At 68.0% G+C, this 20,997-nt stretch carries 18 protein-coding genes and 1 riboswitch; of the genes, 9 read left to right on the top strand and 9 right to left on the bottom strand.

Features of this window, described 5'->3' with window-relative positions:
• The first annotated feature begins 319 nt into the window (after nucleotides 1-319).
• The 7 genes from K368_RS0105900 to K368_RS25840 all read left to right on the top strand — a co-directional run bounded on the left by K368_RS0105900 (nucleotide 320) and on the right by K368_RS25840 (nucleotide 6,995).
• Nucleotides 320-607, top strand: a complete 288-nt coding sequence (locus K368_RS0105900; protein WP_051439771.1) for a hypothetical protein — start codon at nucleotides 320-322, stop codon at nucleotides 605-607.
• A gap of 272 nt (nucleotides 608-879) precedes the next feature.
• Nucleotides 880-1,770, top strand: coding sequence for an ABC transporter substrate-binding protein (locus K368_RS0105895; protein WP_027171593.1), 891 nt, complete (start codon nucleotides 880-882; stop codon nucleotides 1,768-1,770).
• On the top strand, nucleotides 1,763-2,839 hold the full coding sequence (locus K368_RS0105890) for an iron ABC transporter permease (protein WP_027171592.1): 1,077 nt from the start codon (nucleotides 1,763-1,765) through the stop codon (nucleotides 2,837-2,839). The genes K368_RS0105895 and K368_RS0105890 overlap by 8 nt, the downstream gene beginning before the upstream one ends.
• A complete protein-coding gene (locus K368_RS0105885; protein ID WP_027171591.1) occupies nucleotides 2,832-3,638 on the top strand; it encodes a heme ABC transporter ATP-binding protein in 807 nt (268 codons plus the stop codon). Before K368_RS0105890 ends, K368_RS0105885 begins: the two co-directional genes overlap by 8 nt.
• Nucleotides 3,639-3,826: 188 nt before the next feature.
• Nucleotides 3,827-5,983, top strand: coding sequence for a TonB-dependent hemoglobin/transferrin/lactoferrin family receptor (locus tag K368_RS0105880; RefSeq protein WP_027171590.1), 2,157 nt, complete (start codon nucleotides 3,827-3,829; stop codon nucleotides 5,981-5,983).
• A gap of 209 nt (nucleotides 5,984-6,192) precedes the next feature.
• Nucleotides 6,193-6,372 (top strand): hypothetical protein, encoded by a 180-nt coding sequence (locus K368_RS25845; RefSeq protein ID WP_081739503.1) that lies wholly within the window; start codon nucleotides 6,193-6,195, stop codon nucleotides 6,370-6,372.
• Nucleotides 6,372-6,995 carry a hypothetical protein gene (locus K368_RS25840; protein ID WP_081739502.1) on the top strand — a complete coding sequence of 208 codons (624 nt, stop codon included), beginning with the start codon at nucleotides 6,372-6,374 and terminating at the stop codon, nucleotides 6,993-6,995. Before K368_RS25845 ends, K368_RS25840 begins: the two co-directional genes overlap by 1 nt.
• A gap of 142 nt (nucleotides 6,996-7,137) precedes the next feature.
• Here K368_RS25840 and K368_RS0105875 read toward each other — a convergent pair whose 3' ends face one another.
• The 6 genes from K368_RS0105875 to K368_RS0105850 all read right to left on the bottom strand — a co-directional run bounded on the left by K368_RS0105875 (nucleotide 7,138) and on the right by K368_RS0105850 (nucleotide 11,707).
• Complete coding sequence (locus tag K368_RS0105875; RefSeq protein ID WP_027171589.1) at nucleotides 7,138-8,226, bottom strand: UV damage endonuclease UvsE; 1,089 nt, start codon at nucleotides 8,224-8,226, stop codon at nucleotides 7,138-7,140.
• 64 nt (nucleotides 8,227-8,290) lie between these two features.
• On the bottom strand, nucleotides 8,291-8,704 hold the full coding sequence (locus tag K368_RS0105870; protein WP_245259516.1) for a hypothetical protein: 414 nt from the start codon (nucleotides 8,702-8,704) through the stop codon (nucleotides 8,291-8,293).
• 13 nt (nucleotides 8,705-8,717) lie between these two features.
• The gene (locus tag K368_RS0105865; RefSeq protein WP_027171587.1) at nucleotides 8,718-8,924 is read right to left on the bottom strand and encodes a hypothetical protein; all 207 of its coding nucleotides are present in this window, start codon (nucleotides 8,922-8,924) and stop codon (nucleotides 8,718-8,720) included.
• 277 nt (nucleotides 8,925-9,201) lie between these two features.
• A complete protein-coding gene (locus K368_RS0105860) occupies nucleotides 9,202-10,167 on the bottom strand; it encodes a hypothetical protein (protein WP_027171586.1) in 966 nt (321 codons plus the stop codon).
• A 206-nt stretch (nucleotides 10,168-10,373) separates the two neighbouring features.
• Nucleotides 10,374-11,072 carry a GNAT family protein gene (locus K368_RS0105855; protein WP_027171585.1) on the bottom strand — a complete coding sequence of 233 codons (699 nt, stop codon included), beginning with the start codon at nucleotides 11,070-11,072 and terminating at the stop codon, nucleotides 10,374-10,376.
• Entirely contained in the window at nucleotides 11,069-11,707 is a 639-nt protein-coding gene (locus K368_RS0105850) for an FMN-binding negative transcriptional regulator (RefSeq protein ID WP_027171584.1), read from the bottom strand. Before K368_RS0105850 ends, K368_RS0105855 begins: the two co-directional genes overlap by 4 nt.
• Before the next feature lie 54 nt (nucleotides 11,708-11,761).
• Between K368_RS0105850 and K368_RS0105845 the strand changes: the two genes are divergently transcribed.
• Together K368_RS0105845 and K368_RS0105840 are read left to right on the top strand one after the other, a co-directional pair.
• The gene (locus K368_RS0105845) at nucleotides 11,762-13,315 is read left to right on the top strand and encodes a PLP-dependent aminotransferase family protein (protein ID WP_245259515.1); all 1,554 of its coding nucleotides are present in this window, start codon (nucleotides 11,762-11,764) and stop codon (nucleotides 13,313-13,315) included.
• A 253-nt stretch (nucleotides 13,316-13,568) separates the two neighbouring features.
• A complete protein-coding gene (locus K368_RS0105840; protein ID WP_027171582.1) occupies nucleotides 13,569-14,012 on the top strand; it encodes a cupin domain-containing protein in 444 nt (147 codons plus the stop codon).
• 130 nt (nucleotides 14,013-14,142) lie between these two features.
• On the opposite strand, the gene K368_RS0105835 is transcribed toward K368_RS0105840, so the two are convergent.
• The 3 genes from K368_RS0105835 to K368_RS0105825 all read right to left on the bottom strand — a co-directional run bounded on the left by K368_RS0105835 (nucleotide 14,143) and on the right by K368_RS0105825 (nucleotide 20,773).
• Nucleotides 14,143-15,645, bottom strand: a complete 1,503-nt coding sequence (locus K368_RS0105835; RefSeq protein WP_027171581.1) for a PepSY domain-containing protein — start codon at nucleotides 15,643-15,645, stop codon at nucleotides 14,143-14,145.
• Complete coding sequence (locus K368_RS0105830; protein WP_245259514.1) at nucleotides 15,639-17,840, bottom strand: TonB-dependent siderophore receptor; 2,202 nt, start codon at nucleotides 17,838-17,840, stop codon at nucleotides 15,639-15,641. The genes K368_RS0105835 and K368_RS0105830 overlap by 7 nt, the downstream gene beginning before the upstream one ends.
• Before the next feature lie 297 nt (nucleotides 17,841-18,137).
• Nucleotides 18,138-18,336: riboswitch (cobalamin riboswitch) on the bottom strand.
• 97 nt (nucleotides 18,337-18,433) lie between these two features.
• Nucleotides 18,434-20,773, bottom strand: coding sequence for a TonB-dependent siderophore receptor (locus K368_RS0105825; protein WP_245259513.1), 2,340 nt, complete (start codon nucleotides 20,771-20,773; stop codon nucleotides 18,434-18,436).
• Nucleotides 20,774-20,997 lie beyond the last annotated feature (224 nt).

Here is a 20,997-nt window from a genome sequence, read left to right as displayed (position 1 = left end):
CGAACTTTTTCCCGGCCGACCGCGTGTCCTCCACGGTTCGGCACGGCCACCGCGCGGGGAGGCGGCCGAGCGGTCGGGTGAGGCGCACCGCCCTGAGACGCTGATCGCGTTGTTTGTCCAAGGCTTTCCCTCATCTTGAGGTGCCGTGGAGCGGCCTCGAAGAAGCCCTCCAGGGATCGCGTGACGACTGGAGGGCTCCCTCAAAGCCCTTTGCTCGAGCAAAGGGAACCTCAGGGTGAGGTAGGCGGCTTGGAAGATTGAATGTGACGGATCCGGCAGCCCGGTTGTCGAGGCTCCCGGCTGCTGCCATGGTCGCCCGATGGCATATGCACCCCCCTCCCGCTACTCCCCGGCCGAGCTCATCGAACAGTTGCGGGAGGCCGCCGAGGAGATCGCGCCCGAACTTCCCGGCATCCGGGCGGAAGAGACGCTGGAGGGCGAGGCGGCCCAGACCATCGAGGAGATGGCCGAGGCCCTGATGCGGATCGCGAACGGGGCGGCACGCCCCCAGGACCTCGCCCGCGCCGCCCTGGAGGCCAAGGCTCCCCTGAAGCCGATCGGCCGCCCCAAGAGCACGGTGGTGAAAATGCAGAGGCCGCGTCGGTAGAGCCGGCCCGATCGGGGGGCGGCGTTCGCGAAGCCTCCGGCGCAGCAACGGCAAGAATAGACTATAATAATTCAAAAGTGATAATTTTTTAAATATTGCGTTGGACTGCGCCAGCGGGCACTCTTCTCAGACTATCGCATGATGGCGGCAGGATACGGGTGTCCCGGTCGAGGTCATGCCGCCGACGGACGGTCGCCGGGAGGTGGTCCTCGGTCCATGCCGGCGTGCGACCGGCTCCGGGCGGCCGCCAACGACAGGGTGATCCCGACCAGATGACGCATCGCCGTTCTCCTCCTCACCCGTCCCGCCGCGCGATTCTGGCCGGCGGGCTCGGCCTTGCCACCCTCGGGGGACTGGCGCGGGCGGCGGGGCCGGCCGCGCGCATCGCCTCGCTGGGCGGCGCCGTCACCGAGATCCTCTACAGGCTCTGGGCCGCGAGCCGGATCGTGGTGGTCGACACCACCAGCATCTACCCGGCGCAGGTTCTGCGCGAGAAGCCGAATGTCGGCTATCTGCGCGCTCTGTCGGCGGAGGGCCTGCTCTCGGCCGGCCCCGACCTCGTCATCGCGGCCGAAGGGGCCGGCCCCGCCGACGTGCTCACCCTCGTGCGCGAGGCCGGGGTGCCGGTCTCCATCGTCAAGGAGCCGCCGACCCCCGAGGGTGTCCTCGACAAGATCGCCACGGTGGGACGCCTCGCCGGCCTCGACCGGGAGGCCGCCGCCCTGGCCGGGGATGTGCGCGCGCAGTTCGCCGGGCTGAGCGAGCAGCGCGCCCGCATCACCCGTCCGGCCAGGGCGCTCGTCGTGCTGTCGGTGGCCAACGGCCGCGTCATGGTCGGGGGCCGCAACAGCACGGCGGACGGCATCCTGGCCCTGGCGGGGGTGGAGAACGCCGCGACCGGCATCGAGGGATTCAAGCCGATGACCGACGAGGCCATCATCGCCGCCGCGCCCGACGCCGTGGTGATGATGCAGAACGGCGCCGACGCCCCGAACCCGGAGACGACCTTCGCCCCCGGTACCGCCCTCGGCCAGGTGCCGGCGGCGGCCAGGCACGCCCTCGTGGCCATGGACGGCCTCTATCTCCTCGGCTTCGGCCCGCGCACCCCGGATGCCGCGCGGGACCTGATACGGGCGATCTACCCCGACCTCATCCGTGGCTGATCACCTTGGCGGGGACAGGCTCGCCGACCCGCGCCGCCGGGACATCGCGGTCTTCTCAGGCCTGGTCGTTCTCGTCCTCGCCGTCAGCCTCCTCTCCGTCGGCGTCGGGGCGATCCCCATCGCGCCGTCGCGGATCCTCGACGTACTGATGCAGGGCGGGGCGGATCCGACCCTCGCCCGCGACAGCCTCGTCATCCTCAACATCCGCCTGCCGCGCACCTTGCTCGGCCTGATGGTGGGGGCGGGCCTCGCGGTCTCCGGGGCGCTGATGCAGGGGCTCTTCCGCAATCCCCTGGCCGATCCGGCCCTGGTCGGCGTCTCCGCCGGGGCGGGTCTCGCGGCGGCCGCGATCATCGTCCTCGGCGACCGGCTCCTCGTGGCCTTTAGCCTGCCGGGGCCGCTTCCCTACGCGGTGCTGCCGGCGGCGGCCTTCTGCGGGGGGCTCACCGCGACGCTCGGCCTCTACCTCGTCGCCACGCGTTCGGGCCGGACCTCCGTCGCGACGATGCTGCTCGCCGGCATCGCGCTCGGAGCGCTGAGCGGTGCGATGACCGGGCTCCTCGTCTATGCCAGCGACGACCGGCAGCTGCGCGACCTCACCTTCTGGTCCCTGGGCAGCCTCGGGGGATCGACCTGGACCAAGGTGGCGGCCACCGCTCCGGCGATTCTGCCGGTGCTGATCGCCGTGCCCTTCCTCGGGCGCGGGCTCAACGCCCTGGTCCTCGGGGAGGCGGAGGCGTTCCATCTCGGCATCCCGGTGGAGCGGCTCAAGCGGGCGGCGATCCTGCTCGTCGCCATCGCCGTCGGTGCCGGCGTGGCGGCCGCCGGGGTGATCGGCTTCGTCGGCCTCGTGGTGCCCCATACCCTGCGGCTGATGATCGGCCCCGAGCACCGGCGGCTCCTGCCGGCCTCGGCCCTCCTCGGCGGCGCGCTCCTCGTCCTGGCCGACGTGGCGGCGCGTCTCGTGGTGGCGCCGGCCGAACTGCCGATCGGGATCGTCACGGCGCTCGTCGGCGCTCCCGTCTTCCTGTGGCTCCTGCTGGCGCGGACCCGGACCCTCGATGTCTGAGGCGGCGCCCCTGCTCACCGCGTCCGACCTCGCCTTCACCACGGGCGGGCGCAGTCTCGTGGAGGGCGTTTCGCTCACGGTAGAGCCGGGATCGCTGCAGGTGATCATCGGCCCGAACGGCGCGGGCAAATCCACCCTGCTGCGCCTCCTCTGCGGCGAGCTCGCCCCCACCGCAGGCACGCTGGCCTATGGCGGGACGTCCATCGCGACAATCCCGCCCTGGCGGCTCGCGGCCCTGCGCGCGGTGCTGCCGCAAACCACGCGGCTCGCGTTTCCCTTCTCGGTCTCGGACGTCGCCCGCATCGGCCTCGACGGGATCGGCCGTGGCCTCACCCGGCGCGACCGCGAGGCGATCCTCGCCGACGCCCTCGGCCGGGCCGACATCCTGCATCTCGCGGGCCGTGCCTATCAGAGCCTCTCGGGCGGTGAGCAGGCCCGGGTCCAGTTCGCGCGCGTGCTGTGCCAGCTCGCCGCCGGCCGCACCATCGCCACCGGGCAGGTCCTGTTCCTCGATGAACCGACCGCGAGCCTCGATCTGCGCCATCAGAGCGCGATCCTGGAGGCCGTGGATGGGCTGCGGGGCCGGGGCGTCGGCGTGGTGGCGATCCTGCACGATCTCAATCTCGCGGCCGCCTATGCCGACACCCTGCTGGTGCTCTCCGCTGGCCGCCTCGTGGCACGCGGGACCCCGGCGGCGATCCTGCGCGACGACCTGATCGCCGACATCTTCCAGGTGAGCTGGCCGGTCGGGCGGGTTCCCGAAGGCGGCCGGCCCTTCATTCTCCCGCGCCGCCTGTGACCGGGCGGCAACATCCCACGGGATTACAATATTGAACTGGAACACCTCCAGACAAACTCAGATACTCCTTAGATATACGCCAATCTATACACAATGAAACGGCGTTGACCGCACAGTCATGGAGCAGCATCAGCACAGGGAGCCAGCCAACCTCCCAGCGCTGTCTTTACTGTCTCGCGGAACCGGTCATGCCTCCCCGTCGCCTCCTCACCCCCCATCGCGCCGGCGCCCTCGTCGGCGTCTCGCTCATCGCGATGAGCGCCGCTCACGCGCAGACGGCGCCGGCCCTCCCCGCAGCGCGGCCACCGGACATGGCGGTGAGCCTCGACACCCTCTCCGTCACCGCGACGAAGACCGAAGAGCCCGCCATCGACGCCCTGTCCGGGAGCAGCGTCGTCACCCGCGCGCAGATCGACCGCCTTCAGCCGAGCCGTCTCTCCGACGTCCTGCGCGACGTCCCCGGCGTGACCACGCAGGAGAACCAGAACGACCCGGCCCAGGCCATCAACATCCGCGGGCTGCAGGATTTCGGGCGCGTCAACGTCCTGGTGGACGGCGCCCGCCAGAACTTCCAGACCTCGGGCCACAGCGCCAACGGCGTCTTCTATCTCGATCCCGAACTCGTCGGCGGCGTCGACATCACGCGCGGCCCCACCTCCACCATCTACGGCTCCGGCGCGATCGGCGGCGTGGTCGCCTTCCGCACGCGCTCCATCGACGACATCCTGGCGCCGGACGAGACGGCGGGCGCGGTCCAGAAATTCGGCTTCGGCTCGAACGGGCAGACGTTCCTGAACTCGACGGCGCTGGGCGCGCGCATCGGCACCGCGGCGGATGTGTTCGGCCAGTTCGTCTACCGCAACAACGACGCCTATCGCGACGGGTTCGGCACGCTGGTGCGCGACACCGGCAACGAACTGACCTCGGGCGTGGCCAAGTTCAACCTCCGGCCCGCCGACGGCCACGAGATCAGCGGCACGGCCCTCCTGCAGAACTTCGACTTCGCCAATAACGGCAGCAGCAACGCCGGCGCCCGCTTCAACAACGCGGTCCAGGCCAACACCTACACCCTCGGCTATCGCTTCGCCCGGCCCGACGTGCCGTTGATCGATGTCAGCGCCAAGGCTTACTACACCGGCACGCACAACACGCTGACCTTCCTCGACGACACCGCGAGCGGTCTCTACGGCAATCTCGGCGTGCGGGCCGGCAACAGGATCGACTACGACATCGAGACGTTTGGCGTCGACGTCCACAACACGGCCCGTTTCGACACCTGGGCCTTGAGCCACGCCCTGACCATCGGCGGCGACGCGGTGTTCGACCGGGTCAAGACCACGGACAATGCGGGCGGCTTCGGCTCCGCCTTCACGCCCTCCGGGGAGCGGACCCTGGCGGGCGCCTTCATCCAGGACGAGGTGCGCTACGCCTCCTGGCTCCGGGTCATCGGGGCTCTCCGCTACGACCATTACGAACTGTCCGGCGGCAACTCGAGCTCGAGCGGCGACCGCCTCTCTCCCAAGATCACGGTGGGGGTCTCGCCCTTTGCCGGGATCGAATTCTACGGCACCTACGCGGAAGGCTACCGGGCGCCGTCGATCACCGAGACCCTGGTCCAGGGCATCCATCCCTTCCCGGCCTTCAACATCCTGCCGAATGCGTCCCTGAAGCCGGAAGTGGCGCACACTATCGAAGGCGGCATCAACCTCAAATACGGCGATGTCCTGAGGCCCGGTGACGTCTTCCGCGCCAAGGCCAACGTCTTCCAGAACGAGATCGACGACTACATCAACATCGCCGGAGTCGGCCCGACCTATTTCGTGCCCGTGATTCCCGGTATTCCGGCCTCGGTCTGCGTCGGACGCCCCGGGCGTTTCCCGTGCTTCATCCCGGTCCAGTCCTTCCAGTACCTCAACGTGGCGCAGGCCGAAATCTCCGGCGTCGAACTGGAGGGCGCCTACGATTGGGGCGGCGGTTTCGTCTCGGTGGCGGCGACCCATACCGAGGGGCGCGACAAGGCCACGCGCGAGACCCTTCTGAGCATTCCCCCGGACCGGATCAGCGCCACGCTCGGCCTGCGTTTCCTCGACGACAGCCTCACGGTGGGAAGCCGCCTCACCTTCGTGGACAGCCGCATCGCCGTACCCGAGGGCGCGACGATCCTGGCGACCAAAGCCTACGGCCTCGTGGATTTCTTCGCCTCCTACCGGGTCAACGACCGGATCCGGGCCGACTTCATCCTGCAGAACGCCTTCGACAAGCGCTACACCCAGTACCTCAACCTGCTGCAGAGCCCGGGCCTGACGGCAAAGGCCGCGATCAGCATCAAGTTCGCGACGCGGTGACCGACGGGACGATCAGTTCGGGCGACAGAAGCACGATGCGGGAGGGCGGTGAGACGCGGGCCTCCACATGACCTGGCCCGCCTCGCTCCCCTCATGCGCCGGAGGTGGTGCCCCGTGATGAAGTCGATGCCGGTTCCAACACCGTATTCCTGCCTTGATTTGGACGGGCCGACGCGGCAACTTGAAAAGTGGCCATAAGGAACCGTGGAATGAAGGCCGAAAAGCGTGCTGCGCTCAAGTTGGCGATCAAGCATTATACGACGGCAAAGAAAGCGACGAAAGCCTTGGCATTGGGCGCCCTGGTCAAAGAGGGGACGCACAATAAAAAAGGTGAAATCACGGCTGCCTATGGTGGCGAACGAAAGAAGAAAGCGACCGCTGGGTCTTAATGTCCAGAAATTCGCCATCGTTCGTTTTAGGCTACCACGGATGCAGCAAAAAGGTAGGCCGCAAAGCTTTGACTCACGGCCTTCCTTTGGCCCCTTCCGATAAAGACTACGATTGGCTTGGCCCAGGAATCTATTTTTGGGAAAATGATGCGTTGCGGGCCTATGAGTGGGCGCAGGCAAAGGCAGCGTCTGGCGCATACGATGATCCATTTGTCATAGGCGCGATCATCGACCTGGGAAATTGTCTCGATCTATTGCAGCGAGAAAACATCGAGCTGCTGACTGATGCGTATTACAGTCTCAAGCTGCTAAACGAGCAAGCCGGCACAAAGATGCCGGAGAATAAAGATCCGAAAACGATCAATCAAGGAGATAAACTCCTACGATTTCGCGATTGCGCAGTCATCCGACACCTGCACGAGATCATTGAAGACAAAGAGTATAACGACCCAGAAAGCGAATATTATACAGATCCGTTCGATACGGTGAGAGGTCTTTTCGTTGAAGGAAGCCCAGCCTATCCGCAGGGTGGATTTTATTCCAGGACCCACACACAGATAGCAGTCAGAAACGACGCATGCATCAAAGGTATTTTCCTGCCACGTGGAGAAATTGGTTCTTAGCTTTTATACGGTTCACGATTTCTGGGCCGCTGATCTTCAGAAAATACTATAGAAAACGCTTCAAATTCGGATCAATCCGGCTAATTTCAAACTGATCCACTCCCGACTTTGTGACATGAGCAATGCCCCACCGTCGCTCCCATCACGCGGCGGAGGCGGTGCCGCGTAACGGATCGGCCGCCCGCGCTTCACCGATCTCGGCGGCGATGCCGGTGGAGGCCAGGTTCTTGCCCTTCGCCTCGATCTCGAAATCGGCCCAGGCGAGGTGACGGGCGACGAGGGAGTTCAGCGCCCGGTTGCCCATCAGGTGCGAATGGGCCGCAATGTCCCGCCAATTGTGCCCGGCTCCCACCAGGGCGGCATAATCGGGGAGCCGATCCGGGTCGTGCCCCTCCAGCAGGGCCTCGCGCGAGAGGCTGATATGGGCGATGGGGCGCACGCCGCGCCAGGACTCGCGGATGCGGGCGATCCGCGAATCGTCGGGTTCGATATAGGTGCCGCCGCTCTGGACCCAGTGGTGGTGCAGGTCGAGGACCACCGGAACGCGGTCGGCCAGTTCCAGCACCGTGTCGAGGCCGAAGGCGTTCTCGTCGTTCTCCACCGTCAGCAGGTCGCGCGCCGTCTGGGAGAGCTTGGGCAGACTGTCGCGAAAGCCCGCGATGCCGGGGTCGCGGGCGCCGACATGGATGTTGATATGGGCGCCCTGCGGGTGCCAGCCGCCGCCATAGCCCATCATCGCCATCAGCTCGGCATGGTATTCGAGTTCGGAGATGCCGTTGCGCTCGGCCTTGGGGTTGCGCGAGGCGATGACGCAGAACGGTCCGGGATGGAAGCTGAGGCGGACGCCGCCCTGCCGCGCCCGCTCGCCGATGCGCGCGAGACCGGACTCGACGAGGGCGACCATCTCGGGCTCGGCATAGATCGCCCGCGCCACCTCGTGGGTGTAGCCGGGCAGGACGTTGCTCGCCATGCGCAACAGGCGCTCCAGGGGCGGCCGGGCCGCGACCCAGGCGATCTGCCGTTCGAGCGCGCCGAGATTGTGCCGGACGAGCCCTTCGAGCTTCGCCCGCCGCGCCGAGGGCGCGAGCGTGTCGAGATGGCTCATGGTGGTGTGCGACAGATTCATGTGAAGCGTCGCCTCGCGGGCGGCCTTCAGCGTCTTGAAGCTGGCGGGATCGTTGTCGAGCACGAAGGTGCAGCAGAAACCGAGGCGCGGCGTGTCCATCATCATGGGGGGATAACGGCCTCGGCCGGCTTTGGTGTCGCCGGATCGGGCGGTTTCGGGACGCCTCGTCTCAGTCCAGGCACATGGCGAAATACAGCTCCCGGATCCGCTCCAAGGCCCGGAACCCCTCGGCGCGCGGGTTGAGGAGTTCCGGCCCCTCCGGGACGCGGCCGAAGAAGGCGCTCGACGGATCGGCCACGAAACCGCGCTCGCCGATATAAAGCCCGTCCCGGTTCTTCACGTTGACCGAGCCGCAGACCCACGACCCTTCGGCCTTGCGCAAAGCCGTCACCTTCGGGTCGAGCTCGCCGAAACGCTCTCCCACCATGCCGAGGATCGTCGCCGCCACGGCCTTGCCGATGACGGCGTCGGACCCGTCCTCGACCCGCTGCGCCTGCGCGGGAGAGGACAGGGCCGACACCAGGAGGAGCGCCCCCGCGACGCCAGGGCGGCCCGCCCTCGTCATCGACCGCGGCCGAGCCATGACGCGACGCCCCTCACTTCGCAGAACCCGCTCCGCCGCCCCCGCTGGTCGCCGGCTCGGCATCGGCGATCAGGATGTCGAGGGATTGGCGCACGATCTCCAGGGCGCTCACCCCCTTGCTCGCGGCTTCCGCCTCGACCCGCGCCCGGTCGGCGGATGGCATCCCGTCGAAGATCGCCTGCGCGACCCCCACCGATGCATGCTTGTGATGTTCGCCCATGATCAGACCAGCCGGATGATGGCGGGGCCGAAGCTCTCGTTCGATACTAATAAGCATTTCATGAGAAAACCCGAGCCCCGCACTCGCAAAAGACGGGTTCTCTTCTTTCTCACCTCGTACCAGAGATCAACGCGTTTCAGTCGGGGGCTTTGGATGAAACCACTTCAAACGATCCACCCGCCATCTGCGAGAGGGCCACTGCAGCTGTAGAGGCTCGATGGCGGACGGGACCGGACTGGATACGGCGCTCCCCGCTCTCATCGCATGATTCGCCCCGTCAGAATTCGAGGCCGAGCTTGAGGCGGACGGCGTGGCGCTCGAACTGGCCGAGGCCGAGAGCGCGCCGCGCGAAGGCGGGATCGGCATCGCGCCCCCAGACCTGGCCGGCATAGGCCAGGGTGATCCAGGCCTTCTCGGTGAAGCGGTGGTGCAGGGCCGGGCCGAGGGTCAGGGCCTCGCTCTCCAACCGGTTCAGGAAGGCCCCGTCGTAGCCGCGCAGGTAGCGTAACTCTGGCCCGAGATAGGTCTTGTCCGCCACCTCGCCGACGAGGGCGTTCGACCAGACGAAGGTCGAGGAGCGGTAGCCCTCGCCCGAGCCGCGCTGGCGCCCCACCGCCGGTTCGAAACTGACATTGCCGCCGTACCAGAGTTTGTTCGGCACGATCTGGACATCGACCTGGGCCAGGGTCTCGAGATCGAAGACGTCGGCGCCGTTGCCCTCCAGCGGCAGGATGCGGGTGAAGCGCGGCCTCACCTCCAGGGCGAACCCCACGGGCTGCTCGGCCGAGCCCTTCAGGAACTGGTACTTCACGTCGATCGAGGCGCCGTCGAACGTACCGAAGGCCTTGTCGTCGAGATCGGCGATGGTGCGGACCCGGTGCAGGGTGCCGAACGCGCTGAACTCGATGCTCAGGCGGTCGATCGGATCGAACTGGTAGCCGAGGCGCGCGTCGAAGGCGCGGTAATGCGACGGGCCGGGGCCGGCGCGGCGCTTGCCGATGCGCGAGACGCTGTCGAAGACGACCTCCTGCTGGCCCTTCTCGCCGGCATCCGATCCTTCGGTGAAGCCGAACAGGTGCTCGGTATCGACATCCTCCTTCGTCTCGGGCGACGACGGCTTTGCCTTCGACGAGCGCGCCTGACCGCTGCTCCTGCCGTCCTTGCCGTCCTCGGAGCCGGCCAGGGCCGGCGCGCAGGAACAGGCGGCGAGAAGAAGCGCGACGGCGATCCTCACGGACGTCATGGCGAGGTGTTTCCTTCGGCCCGAGGCACCGATGTCTCCCGGTCCCGTCAACTAACTAGCCGGCCGCACCCCGAGACGCTGCGCCGTCCCTGCAACAGGACGGGATTATTCATGATGCAGGGGATGATCATGCCGGATCGAACGTTGGGCGTGGCCGGGACGACCTCCGGTTTTCGCGGATCGGTGCTCCCATGGTCGGATGAGGTTCAGCCCCGCAGGGCCGCGAGGGTATGCCGCTGGCGGCCCGCATCACAAAAGTTCTCCGGCGCGAGCCAGGCGGCGAAGGCCGCCCGCAGGCGGGGCCAGTCCGCGTCCGTCACCGCGAACCAGGCCGTGTCGCGGGAGCGCCCCTTGGTGACGATGGCGTTGCGGAAGATACCCTCGAAGGTGAAGCCGAAGCGGAGGGCCGCCGCGCGGGAGGGCGCGTTGAGGCTGTCGCATTTCCATTCGTAGCGGCGGTATCCGAGATCGAAGGCGCGAGCCATCATCAGGGCCATCGCCTCGGTGGCGGCGGGGTTCCGGGCGAGGCCCGGGCCGAACTGGATATGGCCGACCTCGATGCAGCCATGGGCCGGCTCGATCCTGAGATAGGCCGCCAGACCGAGGGCGCGGCCGGTGGCGGCGTCGAGGATGGCGTGATGCATCGGGTCGCGGCTGCGGGCGATCTCGACCAGCCGCACGCGATACTCCGCCTCGTCCGACGGGGGCTCTCCGGGCAGATAGGTCCAGCGCGCCGGGTCGTGGGCCAGGGCGGAAAAGAGGTCGCCCGCATGGCGCTCGGCATCGAGGGGCTCGATCCGGCAGAACCGCCCCTGAATCGCCTCGCGCGGGGGCAACGGAGGCGGGCTCCACCCTGCGAGGGCGGGGCCGACCGGCTGGCCATAGGAATTCACGCGCTCGCTCATGCCCGAGGTCCCACCCTGTCGACGAGGTCCGCCATCGCGTCCTCTCCGCCCGCGTCCCGGCGAAGGCCGGCCGCGACGCCGGCCCGGTCCGCCTCCGTGCGGTTCTGGCTGACCTTCCATTTGCCGGTGAGCCGCGCAATCGGAATCTCGATGCCGACGATCCCCCGGATCTGCGCGGCGGTGAAGGCCGGCGGCGCGTCCGCCACCGACCAGGGCGCGTCCCGCCCCGCCTCCCGCATCCGCGTCAGGTCGTCGATCTGGCGCCGCAGCCAGGCCTCGTCCTCGATGACGCACGGGCGACCCCGCGCCTGCACGGTGGCGTAGTTCCAGGTCGGCACCACCTTCCCGGTCTCCCGCTTCGTCGCGTACCACGAGGGCGTGACGTAGCGGTCCGGCCCCTGGAACACGACGAGGCATTCGGGAAGCCCATCGAGGTCGCGCCATTGCGGGTTGGCGCGGGCAAGATGCGCCCGGAGCACTCGCTCTCCGCCCGCGCCCTCGTCGAGGAGGAAGGGAACGGGATTGGCCATCAGCCCGCCGGCACCGGCGCTCACCAGCAGGCCGAGCGGCGAGGCGCGGATGAGGGCGGCCTGGGCTTCGGTATCGTCGCTCCGGAAATGGGGCGGCTCGTACATGATGATCCTCGGCGCGGCGCGATGTTCGCAGTTTCTGTTGACGCAAAGCGGATCATGCGGAAGATCCGGTTTTCGCGAACCGACTGGACCACTTTGAAGCCGAGCCCAAGACGGCCCCCTGCCCTGCCGCTCCAACTCGACCTCGGCCCCTCGCCGGGCGGCTACGGTCCTGGCGGTCATGCCTCCCTGCACGGCCGGGTGCGCGAGGCCCTGCGCGACGCCATCCTGTCGGGACGCCTGCCGCCGGGAGAGCGCCTGCCCTCATCCCGCACCCTCGCGGAGGATCTCGACTGCGCGCGGGGCACGATCCTGCTTGCCATCGAGCATCTCGTCGCCGAAGGCTACCTCACCACCCGCCCCGGCTCCGGCACCCGTGTCGCCGACACCCTGCCCGACGACCTCCTCGTCCCACGGGGCGTGGCGGGCCGCACGGCCCCCTCCCCCGGGGCGCCGGTGCTGTCGCGGCGCGGGGCGTCGCTGGCAGCGTCGCGAGGCGAGGCCGGCGACGCCCCGATCCCCGACGCCTTCGCCCTCGGCCGCCCCGCCCTCGATGCGTTTCCACGTGAAACCTGGGCGCGCCTGCTCCAGGCCGAATGGCGCGCCGGCCCGCCCGCGCACCCTCATCCCCTCGGCGATCCGCGCCTGCGTCGTGCCCTGGCGGCCTATCTCTCCGCCGGGCGCGGGGTCGCCTGCAGCGAGGAGGCGGTGATCGTCACCGCCAGCATCCGCCAGAGCCTGCGCCTCCTGGCGGAGCTTCTGCTGGAGCCCGGCGAGGCGGCCTATCTGGAGGAGCCGGGCTTTCCCGGCCTCGCCCATGCCCTGAGCGCGGCCGGCCTGCGCACGGTCCCGGTGCCGTGCGGTGCGCCGGGATTCTCGATCGCGCAGGCGCAGTCCCTCGATCCTGGAGCGCGGCTCGCGGTGGTGACACCGGCCCAGGGCCATCCCCTCGGTGCCACCATGAGCCTGGAGAACCGCCTCGCCCTCCTCGCCTGGGCGGAGGCGCGGGATGGCTGGATCGTCGAGGACGATTACGACGGCGAGTACCGCTATGCCGGGCGCCCGCTGGCGCCGCTCCACGCCCTCGACCGGGCCGGGCGCGTCCTCTACGTCGGCAGCGTCTCCAAGGTGCTCCTGCCCGCATTGCAGATGAGCTACCTCGTCCTGCCGCAGACCCTGGTGGAGCCCGTGCGCCGCGCCCTCACCGGCAGCGGCGGCTTCGCCTCGATCCTCGGACAGGGCGCGCTGGCCCGATTCATCGCCGAGGGCCATTTCACCGCGCATCTGCGCCGGACGCGGCGTCTCTATGGCCAGAGACAGGCCGCTCTCGTGGCGTCGGCGCGCGATCACCTCGGCGATGTATTGGAGGTCCCGCCCCGCGACGGCGGCATGCATCTGGTGGCGCGCCCGGTGGCCGGGGCGGAATTCGACGATCGCCGCGCAGTGGGAGCCTGCGCCCGCGCCGGGATCGCCACCACGGCGCTCTCGCCGCATTTCACGGATGCTGCCCGGGCCGAACAGGGGTTGCTCCTCGGCTATGCATCGGTGCCAGAGCGGGCCATCGTACCCGCCGTGAGGCGGATGGCGGAGGCGTTGCGGACCGTTCGCTGACGGGGAATGGCATCCTCGTCGGTCCCTGACCGCGAGCCCGGCCCCGAAGGCGTGCAATCCAGAAACACCGCGTGTGCCTGATCGGGCGCCGTACGCGTCTCCGGATTCCGGGCTCCGCTGCGCGGCCTTGGAAAGACGGACCCGTGCGTCGCCCCGGATGCGCAGCCCCGGTCCTCGCGGCATCGTCGTTGGGGCGAGCGCGAAAAGCGGGTAACCTGCGCCGCAAATGGCAGATCAAACGTCAGGAACGTCCATGGACAAGGATCCCTCCCCCGCCAGCACCGCCGCCCACGCGGTGTTCGATGTCGCCGCTGCCGTGGCGACCTTGCCCGAGGCCTGTTCCACCATGGTGGCCGACCACCGGTTCGTCGATCAGCCGGCGGCGAGCGCGCGGGTGTTCCGGGTCTATTCGCCGACCCCGCCGCACAGCCACGCCTCCTGCGACGAGTATCTCTACGTGCTCTCCGGCCGCTGCATGATGAAATTCGCCGACGAGCCGGCGGTGGAGGTGGGGCCGGGCAAGCTCGTGATGTTCCAGCGCGGCGTGGTGCATTCGGTGCCCGAGATCCTGGAGCAGCCGATGGTGTTCCTCTCCGTCGACACGCCCCGGCGCGAGCCGCGCGACATCCGCTTCGTCTCGGACGGGACCGGCACCCCCGACAGCTTCATGCGCCAGTCGCAGCAGGCCCAGCAGTAGGGCACGCCCTCCCCCCTCTCCCCGCGGGCGGGGAGAGGACGTCGTCCTCCCCTTGCCGGGAGGCGACGTGAGCCCGTCAGGGCGAGGGTGAGGGGGCGTTCTCGGACGCGGCTCCTCCGGCCGAGCCCCCTCACCATCGGCTGCCGCCTCGCCGCGCCGACGACGGGGTCGTCGCGGCCTTCTCCCCGCGCGCGGGGAGAGGGGAATGCGCGCCGGCCTTCAGAATCAGCCGCCGCCATCCGATGACGAGCCCTGTCGTCACCAGGGCTCCGGCGAGGAGGTTGACCAGCCATTGCGCCGCGTCCCTCGCCGGCGGGTGGCCGACGAGGACCGGCAGGTCGAGGCGGTGGAGGGCGGTGAACAGCCAGCGGTTGGCGCGGCCCGACCGGTCGAGCCGGTTGAGGATCTCGCCGCTCTGCGGATCGATGTGAAGCCACGTTCCGGCCGGATCGGCGAAGCGCAGGCGCAAGACCGGGAGGGTCGCGCTGGTGAGGGGCGACCAGTAGAGGTCGTGGCTGTCGAGGCGCTCGACAGCCTCCAGCCTCGCCCCTGCCATCGCGAGACCGGCCGCCGTCTCGATCCGGGCGGCGTCGGGGGCGTCTCCGATCACCCGCGTGCCGGCACGGTCGAGCCCCATCGTGACCCAGCGCCCGCCGATGCGCACGAGATGCAGGCCGAGGGGCGCACGCGCGCCGATCTCGTGCAGCCTCGCCAGATCCAGCCCGACCGGGTTGTCCGCCCCGGCATAGGCCGCGCGCAGGTCGGCCGGCGGCGCGAGGGAGGTGAACCACCGGTTCGGGTTCATGGAGAGCCAGCCGCTGACGATGAAGGTGGTGAGCCCGATCCCGCCTACGAGCCCGGCGAGGTGGTGCCAGCGCGCCAGCCCGCGATAGGGCGTGACGCGCCCCTGCGCGTAGCGGCGCCTGAGGCGCAGGCGCCAGATGCCGAGGACGAGGCCGGTGAGCGCCGTGAATGCGGCGATGCCGGAGATCCACAGCACCACGTCGCGCCAGAGGTCGGCGCGGGCGCGCAGCGGCGTGAGATAGACCCAATGAGTGACGGCACCGACCCAGTTCCAGCCACGCTCGAACCGGGTCGTGTCGAGGACGATCTCGCCGGTGCCTCGCGAGACGTAGAGCTCGGTGCCGGCCGCGTCGTTCAGCGCGACCCTGTGGAAGGGCCGCAGGGGATCGTAGCGGGCCGTCACCGTCCATTGATCGCGCCCGACCTCCTCCACCGAGGCGCCGGGACCGGCCCCGGCGAGGCGCAGGGCCGTCCCGGCATCGACCGGCCCGGCCGGCGCGCCGGTTCGCGCCGAGAGGGTGATGCGGCGGCCGTCGCTGGCCTGCATCCGGTAGACCGGTTCGGCGCCGCGCATCTCCAGATCGAGGCTGCGGGGCAGGCCGTGCAGCCCGGCGGCGGCCAGGGCCTCGTCCGGCGAGACCGCGACCGCGTCCCACGCCATCGGGCGCAGCCGGGCGAGGCGTTCGGCCTCGGTGAGGCTCGGGAACGGCACGTAGAGCATCACCAGACCGGAGCCGATCCAGAGGGCGAAGAGCAGCCCGGTGGCGATGCCGAGCCAGCGGTGGCCGAGGACCAGCCACCGCTTCGCCGGTTTGACGAGGCTCACCACGCGACGCTGTAGGCGACCTCGAAGGAGCGCGGTCGCCCGAGGATCCAGTTGGTGCCGATTCCGTCCACGGCGTTGCCGCTGATGGCGTAGGTCTTGTCGAACAGGTTGTAGACGCGAAGGCTCAGGCGCGAGGCCGGGGTGACCTGATGGTCGAGGCCGAGATGGGCGAGGGTGTAGTCGGGCCGTGGGGCGGTGTTGGAGAAGTCGCTGAAGACCCGGCCGACATTCTGCAGCCCGATCCGCGCCTCCCAGTCACGGGCGAAGGCCCAATTGAGCCAGACATTGGCGACGCGCTGGGGCACGTCGATGGGCTGGTTTCCGGCATAGGACACCGCCCCCTCCCGGAACTCGTCGTATTGCGCGTGGAGCAGAGCGAGATTGGCGTCGATGCGCCAGCCGTCCGGCAGGCGCAGGGCGAGCGCCCCCTCCACCCCGTGCGAGGATTGTTGGCCGACCTGGGTCGAGAGCGTGGGCTGGCCCGGCACCGCCGAGATCAGGTTGTCCTTGACGATGCGGTAGCCCGCCAGCGTCCATTCGAGGGCGCCGTTCAGCGCGAGGCCCTTGGCCCCGACCTCGATCTGCTCGCCGGTGGAGAGGTCGAAATTGGCGTTCGCTTGCGACAGGCTGATGAGGCTCCCCACCGGATCGGTGGCGGTGGCGTATTGCACGTAGAGGGCCGAATCCGGCGTCGGGTTGTAGACGAGGCCGAAGCGGTAGCTCAGGGCCTCGAACGAGCGCGCGAAGGTGTCGCCGGTCTGCAGGTTGCGCCGGTGCAGGGTTGGCGCGTCGAAACGCACGCCGGTGAGGAAGGAGAGTTGGTCGCTGAGGATCAGCCGGTTCTCGGCGAAGACCGAGGCCTGGTTGGTGCTGGTGGCATAGGCCGGGCTGGCGCGGCCATTGGCCGGGAACAGACCCGGATCGTAGTTGAACGGATCGACGCTGGTGACGAGGCCGCCGCCCACGCTGGAGAAGTTGTTGGTGTGGCGGAAATCCACGTGGTTGACGTCGAACCCCACCGCGAACTCGTTGCGGAACCCGAACACGTTGCCCTTGAAGGCCGCGTCGAAGCGGTTCCCGACCTGCTCCTGGCTGTGGTAGATTTCGAGGTAGTCGGACCTGTCGATCCGTCCCGTACCACTGTTGAACCGGTACTGTTCCACATCGAGCCAGTGGCGCCGGCTCTGGAGCCGGTAGGCGGTATTGCGGATGGTGATGTCGGCGCTCGGCGTCCACTCGGTCTTGAGCTGGGTCCAGTTGTCGGACCAGACGATCTTCGAGCCGTCGACATTGTAGTTGTTGTTGCGCAGGGACTGGACGATCCGGCCATTGACCAGCGGCGTGCCCCAGTAGCGCGCGGGCTCCTGGTAGCCGAGATCGTGGCTGAGGGTGACGGCGAGATCGGGGTTGAGCTGGAACAGCAGCGCGCCGGAGACCGCGAGGTTGCGGAAATCCCCGTTCGGGCTGGTCCAGCCGCCGTCGCGGTTGCCGCTGACGTTGAGGCGGTAGGCCACCGCATCGCCGATGGGGCCGCCGAGATCGACGGCGAGGCGCGCGAGCCCGTCCGACCCGGTTGCCGCGCGGGCGGCATGGATCGGCGTGAAGCTCGGCTTCTTCGAGACCACGTTCACGACGCCGCCGATGGCGCCGTCGCCGTAGAGCACGGAGGCCGGGCCGCGCAGCACCTCGATCCGTTCCACGTTCCAGGTGTCGAACGGGAAGGTCACGGTGCCGGCGCCCACGAACAGGCGGGTGCCGTCATAGAGCTGCTGGATCGAGTTCGGCCCGGCGAAGCCCCGGCTGGAGAAGGCGCCGTTGCCGTTGCCGGGTGACGCGATCGTGGTGATGCCGGTGGCGTTCTGCGTCACCGCCTCGACCACCGTATTCTGGCCCCGGATGCGGGCGGTCTCGCCGCTGATCACGTCGATGCTGGCGGGCGTTTCCAGGGGCGTCAGGCCGAGGCGGCTGGCGCTGCGGGAGGGCGTCGACAGGTTGAGGCCGACGGGATTCGCGCGGGTGAGGCTGACGCCGCTGCCCTCGACGGTGAGCTGGTCCAGCGTGACGGAATCCTCGCCTCGCGCCGCCCCCGTGACCAGGGTGGAGGCGAGGAGCGAGAGGAGGATGGGGCGAGCGGGTCTCGCCGCAGGGGACGGCGGGTTTGCGAGGCGAGGGAGGCGGGAGGAGGTGGATGGCGTCATGATGATCGGGAAAACCGGAGTTTAGGCAGGCCGGTGACAGCGATCCGCTTCGATAGATCGTATGTTATAACGTTACAATAACTCGATCGCAGGGCAATCGGCGCGACCACGACCTGACGGTCGGGGCGCGCGCCTCGGCGGGAACGAGTGGGCAACGGAATGGACGGGAACGATCGGGCATCGCAGGCAGACGGCGGGCGCGGCTCAGCGCAGTGGCACGTCACCGCGAACGAAGCCGTCCCCTACGCGAGCGCAGGCGCCGACACCCCACCAGGACACCCCGCCCGATGCGTTTCGCGTGTGACCACGACTGACGGCAGGTCTCCTGGCTCGCGGGTCACCGCCCTCTCATCGTCTTCCCAGGCGATCACCCAGTGACGTGTTGATGAAGGACTCGCCGCTTACAGTTGCGGGGGCAGCCGCGGCATCGGGCTCAAGACCCTCACCGCGTTCCCTTTTGATCCTCCGAGGAGGAACCGTCGCGGCCAAGCTAGCCGCCGGCGGAGAGGCGCGTCAACGACGCCTGAGCAACACTTCGGGGAAAAAGCCCCGGATCTTTCGATCCGGGGCCGATCTCATCGGATGCGTGTCGCCTACCAGCGGTAGGTGACGGAGCCCGTCACGCGGCGGCCTTCGCCGTAATTGCAGCCGACGAAATTGACCTGTTGCGAGCAGGTGCCAACATAGACGCGGTCCGTGATGTTGTTGGCCGCCACCTGAAAGCGCCAGTTCTCGTAGGTGTACCGGAGCGACGCGTCGAAGAGGACGTAATCCGGCACGCGGATGTTGTTCTGGGGATCGCCGAACGATTCCCCGATGTAGCGGACACCGCCGCCGATCCCGAGCCCGCGGAACATCCCGGTCTGGATCGTATAATCGAGCCAGGTTGCGGCGGTGAAGTTGGGCACCTGTATCGGCCGCTTCCCGACCGCGCTGGGATTGCCGTCAGGCGCATTGTCCTTTGTTACTTCAGCCTGCAGGACCGTGAGCGACGAGATGAGCTTCAGGCCATCGAGGAGGTCGACCGTGGCTTCACTCTCGAAACCTTTCACCTCGACTTCACCGTTCTGGTAGAAGGCCTGCTGCAACGGATCACTGGGGTTGAAGAACAAGGCGTTGGTCTTCTTCGTGTTGAACACGGAGAAGAGGATCGAGGTAGCCTGGCCCGGCGGCTGGAACTTGACGCCGGCCTCGATGGTCTCGCCGATCTCGGGCTTGGCGGGCGTGATGTTGTAGGTCACGGGAACGAGGCCGACATCGGGAATGTTCACCGACGTGCTGTTCTGAAGGAAGACCGGCAACACGTTGAAAGAGCGCGCGGCCGAGACATAGGGCGTCAGGCCGTTGTCGAAGAGATACGAGAGCCCGACCCGGCCGCTATAGGATTGCGCGTCTTGGTTCGCACCGAAGGTGGTGGGGATGCCGTTGGGAACTCCGAAGCTGTCGAGTCGCTGGCGCACGGCATCGATGACCGGGTTCTGGGCGTTGGTCTTCGTGGTCACCCAATCGTAGCGGGCGTTCATGCTAAGCAGCCAACGATCGTAGAACTTGACCTGATCCTGAGCGTAGACGCCCACTTGCTCCTGCTGCAACCGTGACAGGAGGGAGCGCGGCAATTGCGCGACGGGCTGGCCGTAGACCGGGTTGAGGATGTTGAGCGGGCCGACGAACGGACCAACCCCGAGCAGGCCGAAGCTCGTACCGCCGTACTGGTCGCTCTTGTTGTTGATCTTGCTGTAATCGACCCCGAGCAGGGCGGTGTTCTTGATGTCACCGAACTGCGCATCGTGCTGGATCTGGGTATCGACGGTGAAGACGCCGTAATCCTCGAGCCAAGTCTGAGCCTCGCGGGTGACGGTGCTGGGTATCGCCGGATTGGTGACGCCCGTGGAATAGATCGCGTTGTAGTCGGTCGAGGCATGGGCGTAGCGCAGGTTCTGGCGCACGGTCCAATGATCGTCGAACCGGTGCGAAAACTGGTAACCGCCCTCGAAATGCTCGGCGAGGAAGCGCGAGAAGCCTGGCTCCCCGAGGAAGCGGCTGCGCATCTCCGACTTATAGGGATTACTCCCTCTGGTGTATTCGCGCGGGATCGCGCGGAACGTGTCGCCGGTGCGGTCTCTCTGATAATTGCCGAGCACCGTCAGGCTCGTATCGGCCGAGGGCGCGAAGGTCACCGCGGGCGCGATGTAGATCCGGTCCAGCGGCGTGTAATCCACCTGCGTGCCGCCTTCGCGCAGCAGGCCGGTGATCCGGTAGAGGATCGTCTTCTCAGGATTGAGAGGGCCGCTCAGGTCGAAGCCGAACTGCTTGCGGTTGAAGCTGCCATAGGAACTGAAGATTTCCCGCAGCGGCTCGACCGTCGGCTTCTTGGTGATGAAGTTGACGAGGCCACCCGGATCGTTAAGCCCGAACAGGCCCGAGGTCGGACCGCGCAGCACGTCGATGCGCTCCACGCCGTAGGGCTCGATCGGGAAGCCGGAGAAGCTCGTCTGCGGCAGACGCATCCCGTCCTTGTAGATGCCGCGCTGGGTTTGGTCGAAGCCACGGATGATCAGCTGGTCGAAGCGGCCATCCTGCCCCTGGGGCGACGCGATGATACCCGCGCTGTAGGCGAGCGCATCCGCGAGGTTCTCGGCGCCGCGATCCTCGAGTTGCTTCTGCGTCACGACGGACACGGACTGGGGAATCTCGCGGAGGGTCGCATTTGTCTTCGTTCCCGACGTGCTCCTGGGCACGACGTAGGAATTGGCGGCCGTCACGCCACCCCCATTGCCACCTCCCGAACCATTTCCCGAGCCCTGCACCGACAAGGTGTCGAGCTGCACCGCCGCCGTGCCGCCCGACGCGGCCTGGGCGAGGGCCGCTCCGCTCCACAGGGCGGGGGCCATGGCGAGCATCGCCACGGTGGAGACCCCGGCGAGACAGCGCACGCCACTCACGGTTTTGTGTGAGAACTTGCCGGAGGAGAGCAACATGCCATCAGACATAGAGAAGACCTTGATCGTCGAAAACACGGCACAGACTTGGTCGCGACAAAGCGAGATGTCCTTGCCGATGCAGGGCGTAGAACGATTCAAAAATAAAGACCGAGTCTCGGTAAGACAAATCCACACGGCGTCTTTGACAGCAAGGCGAAGTTGCGACTCGATGACCG

The sequence above is a fragment of the Methylobacterium sp. 10 genome (assembly GCF_000519085.1).
Taxonomy (GTDB): Bacteria; Pseudomonadota; Alphaproteobacteria; order Rhizobiales; family Beijerinckiaceae; genus Methylobacterium.
Note: the sequence above shows the minus strand (reverse complement) of the source record. Positions and strands in the feature narration are given on the sequence as shown.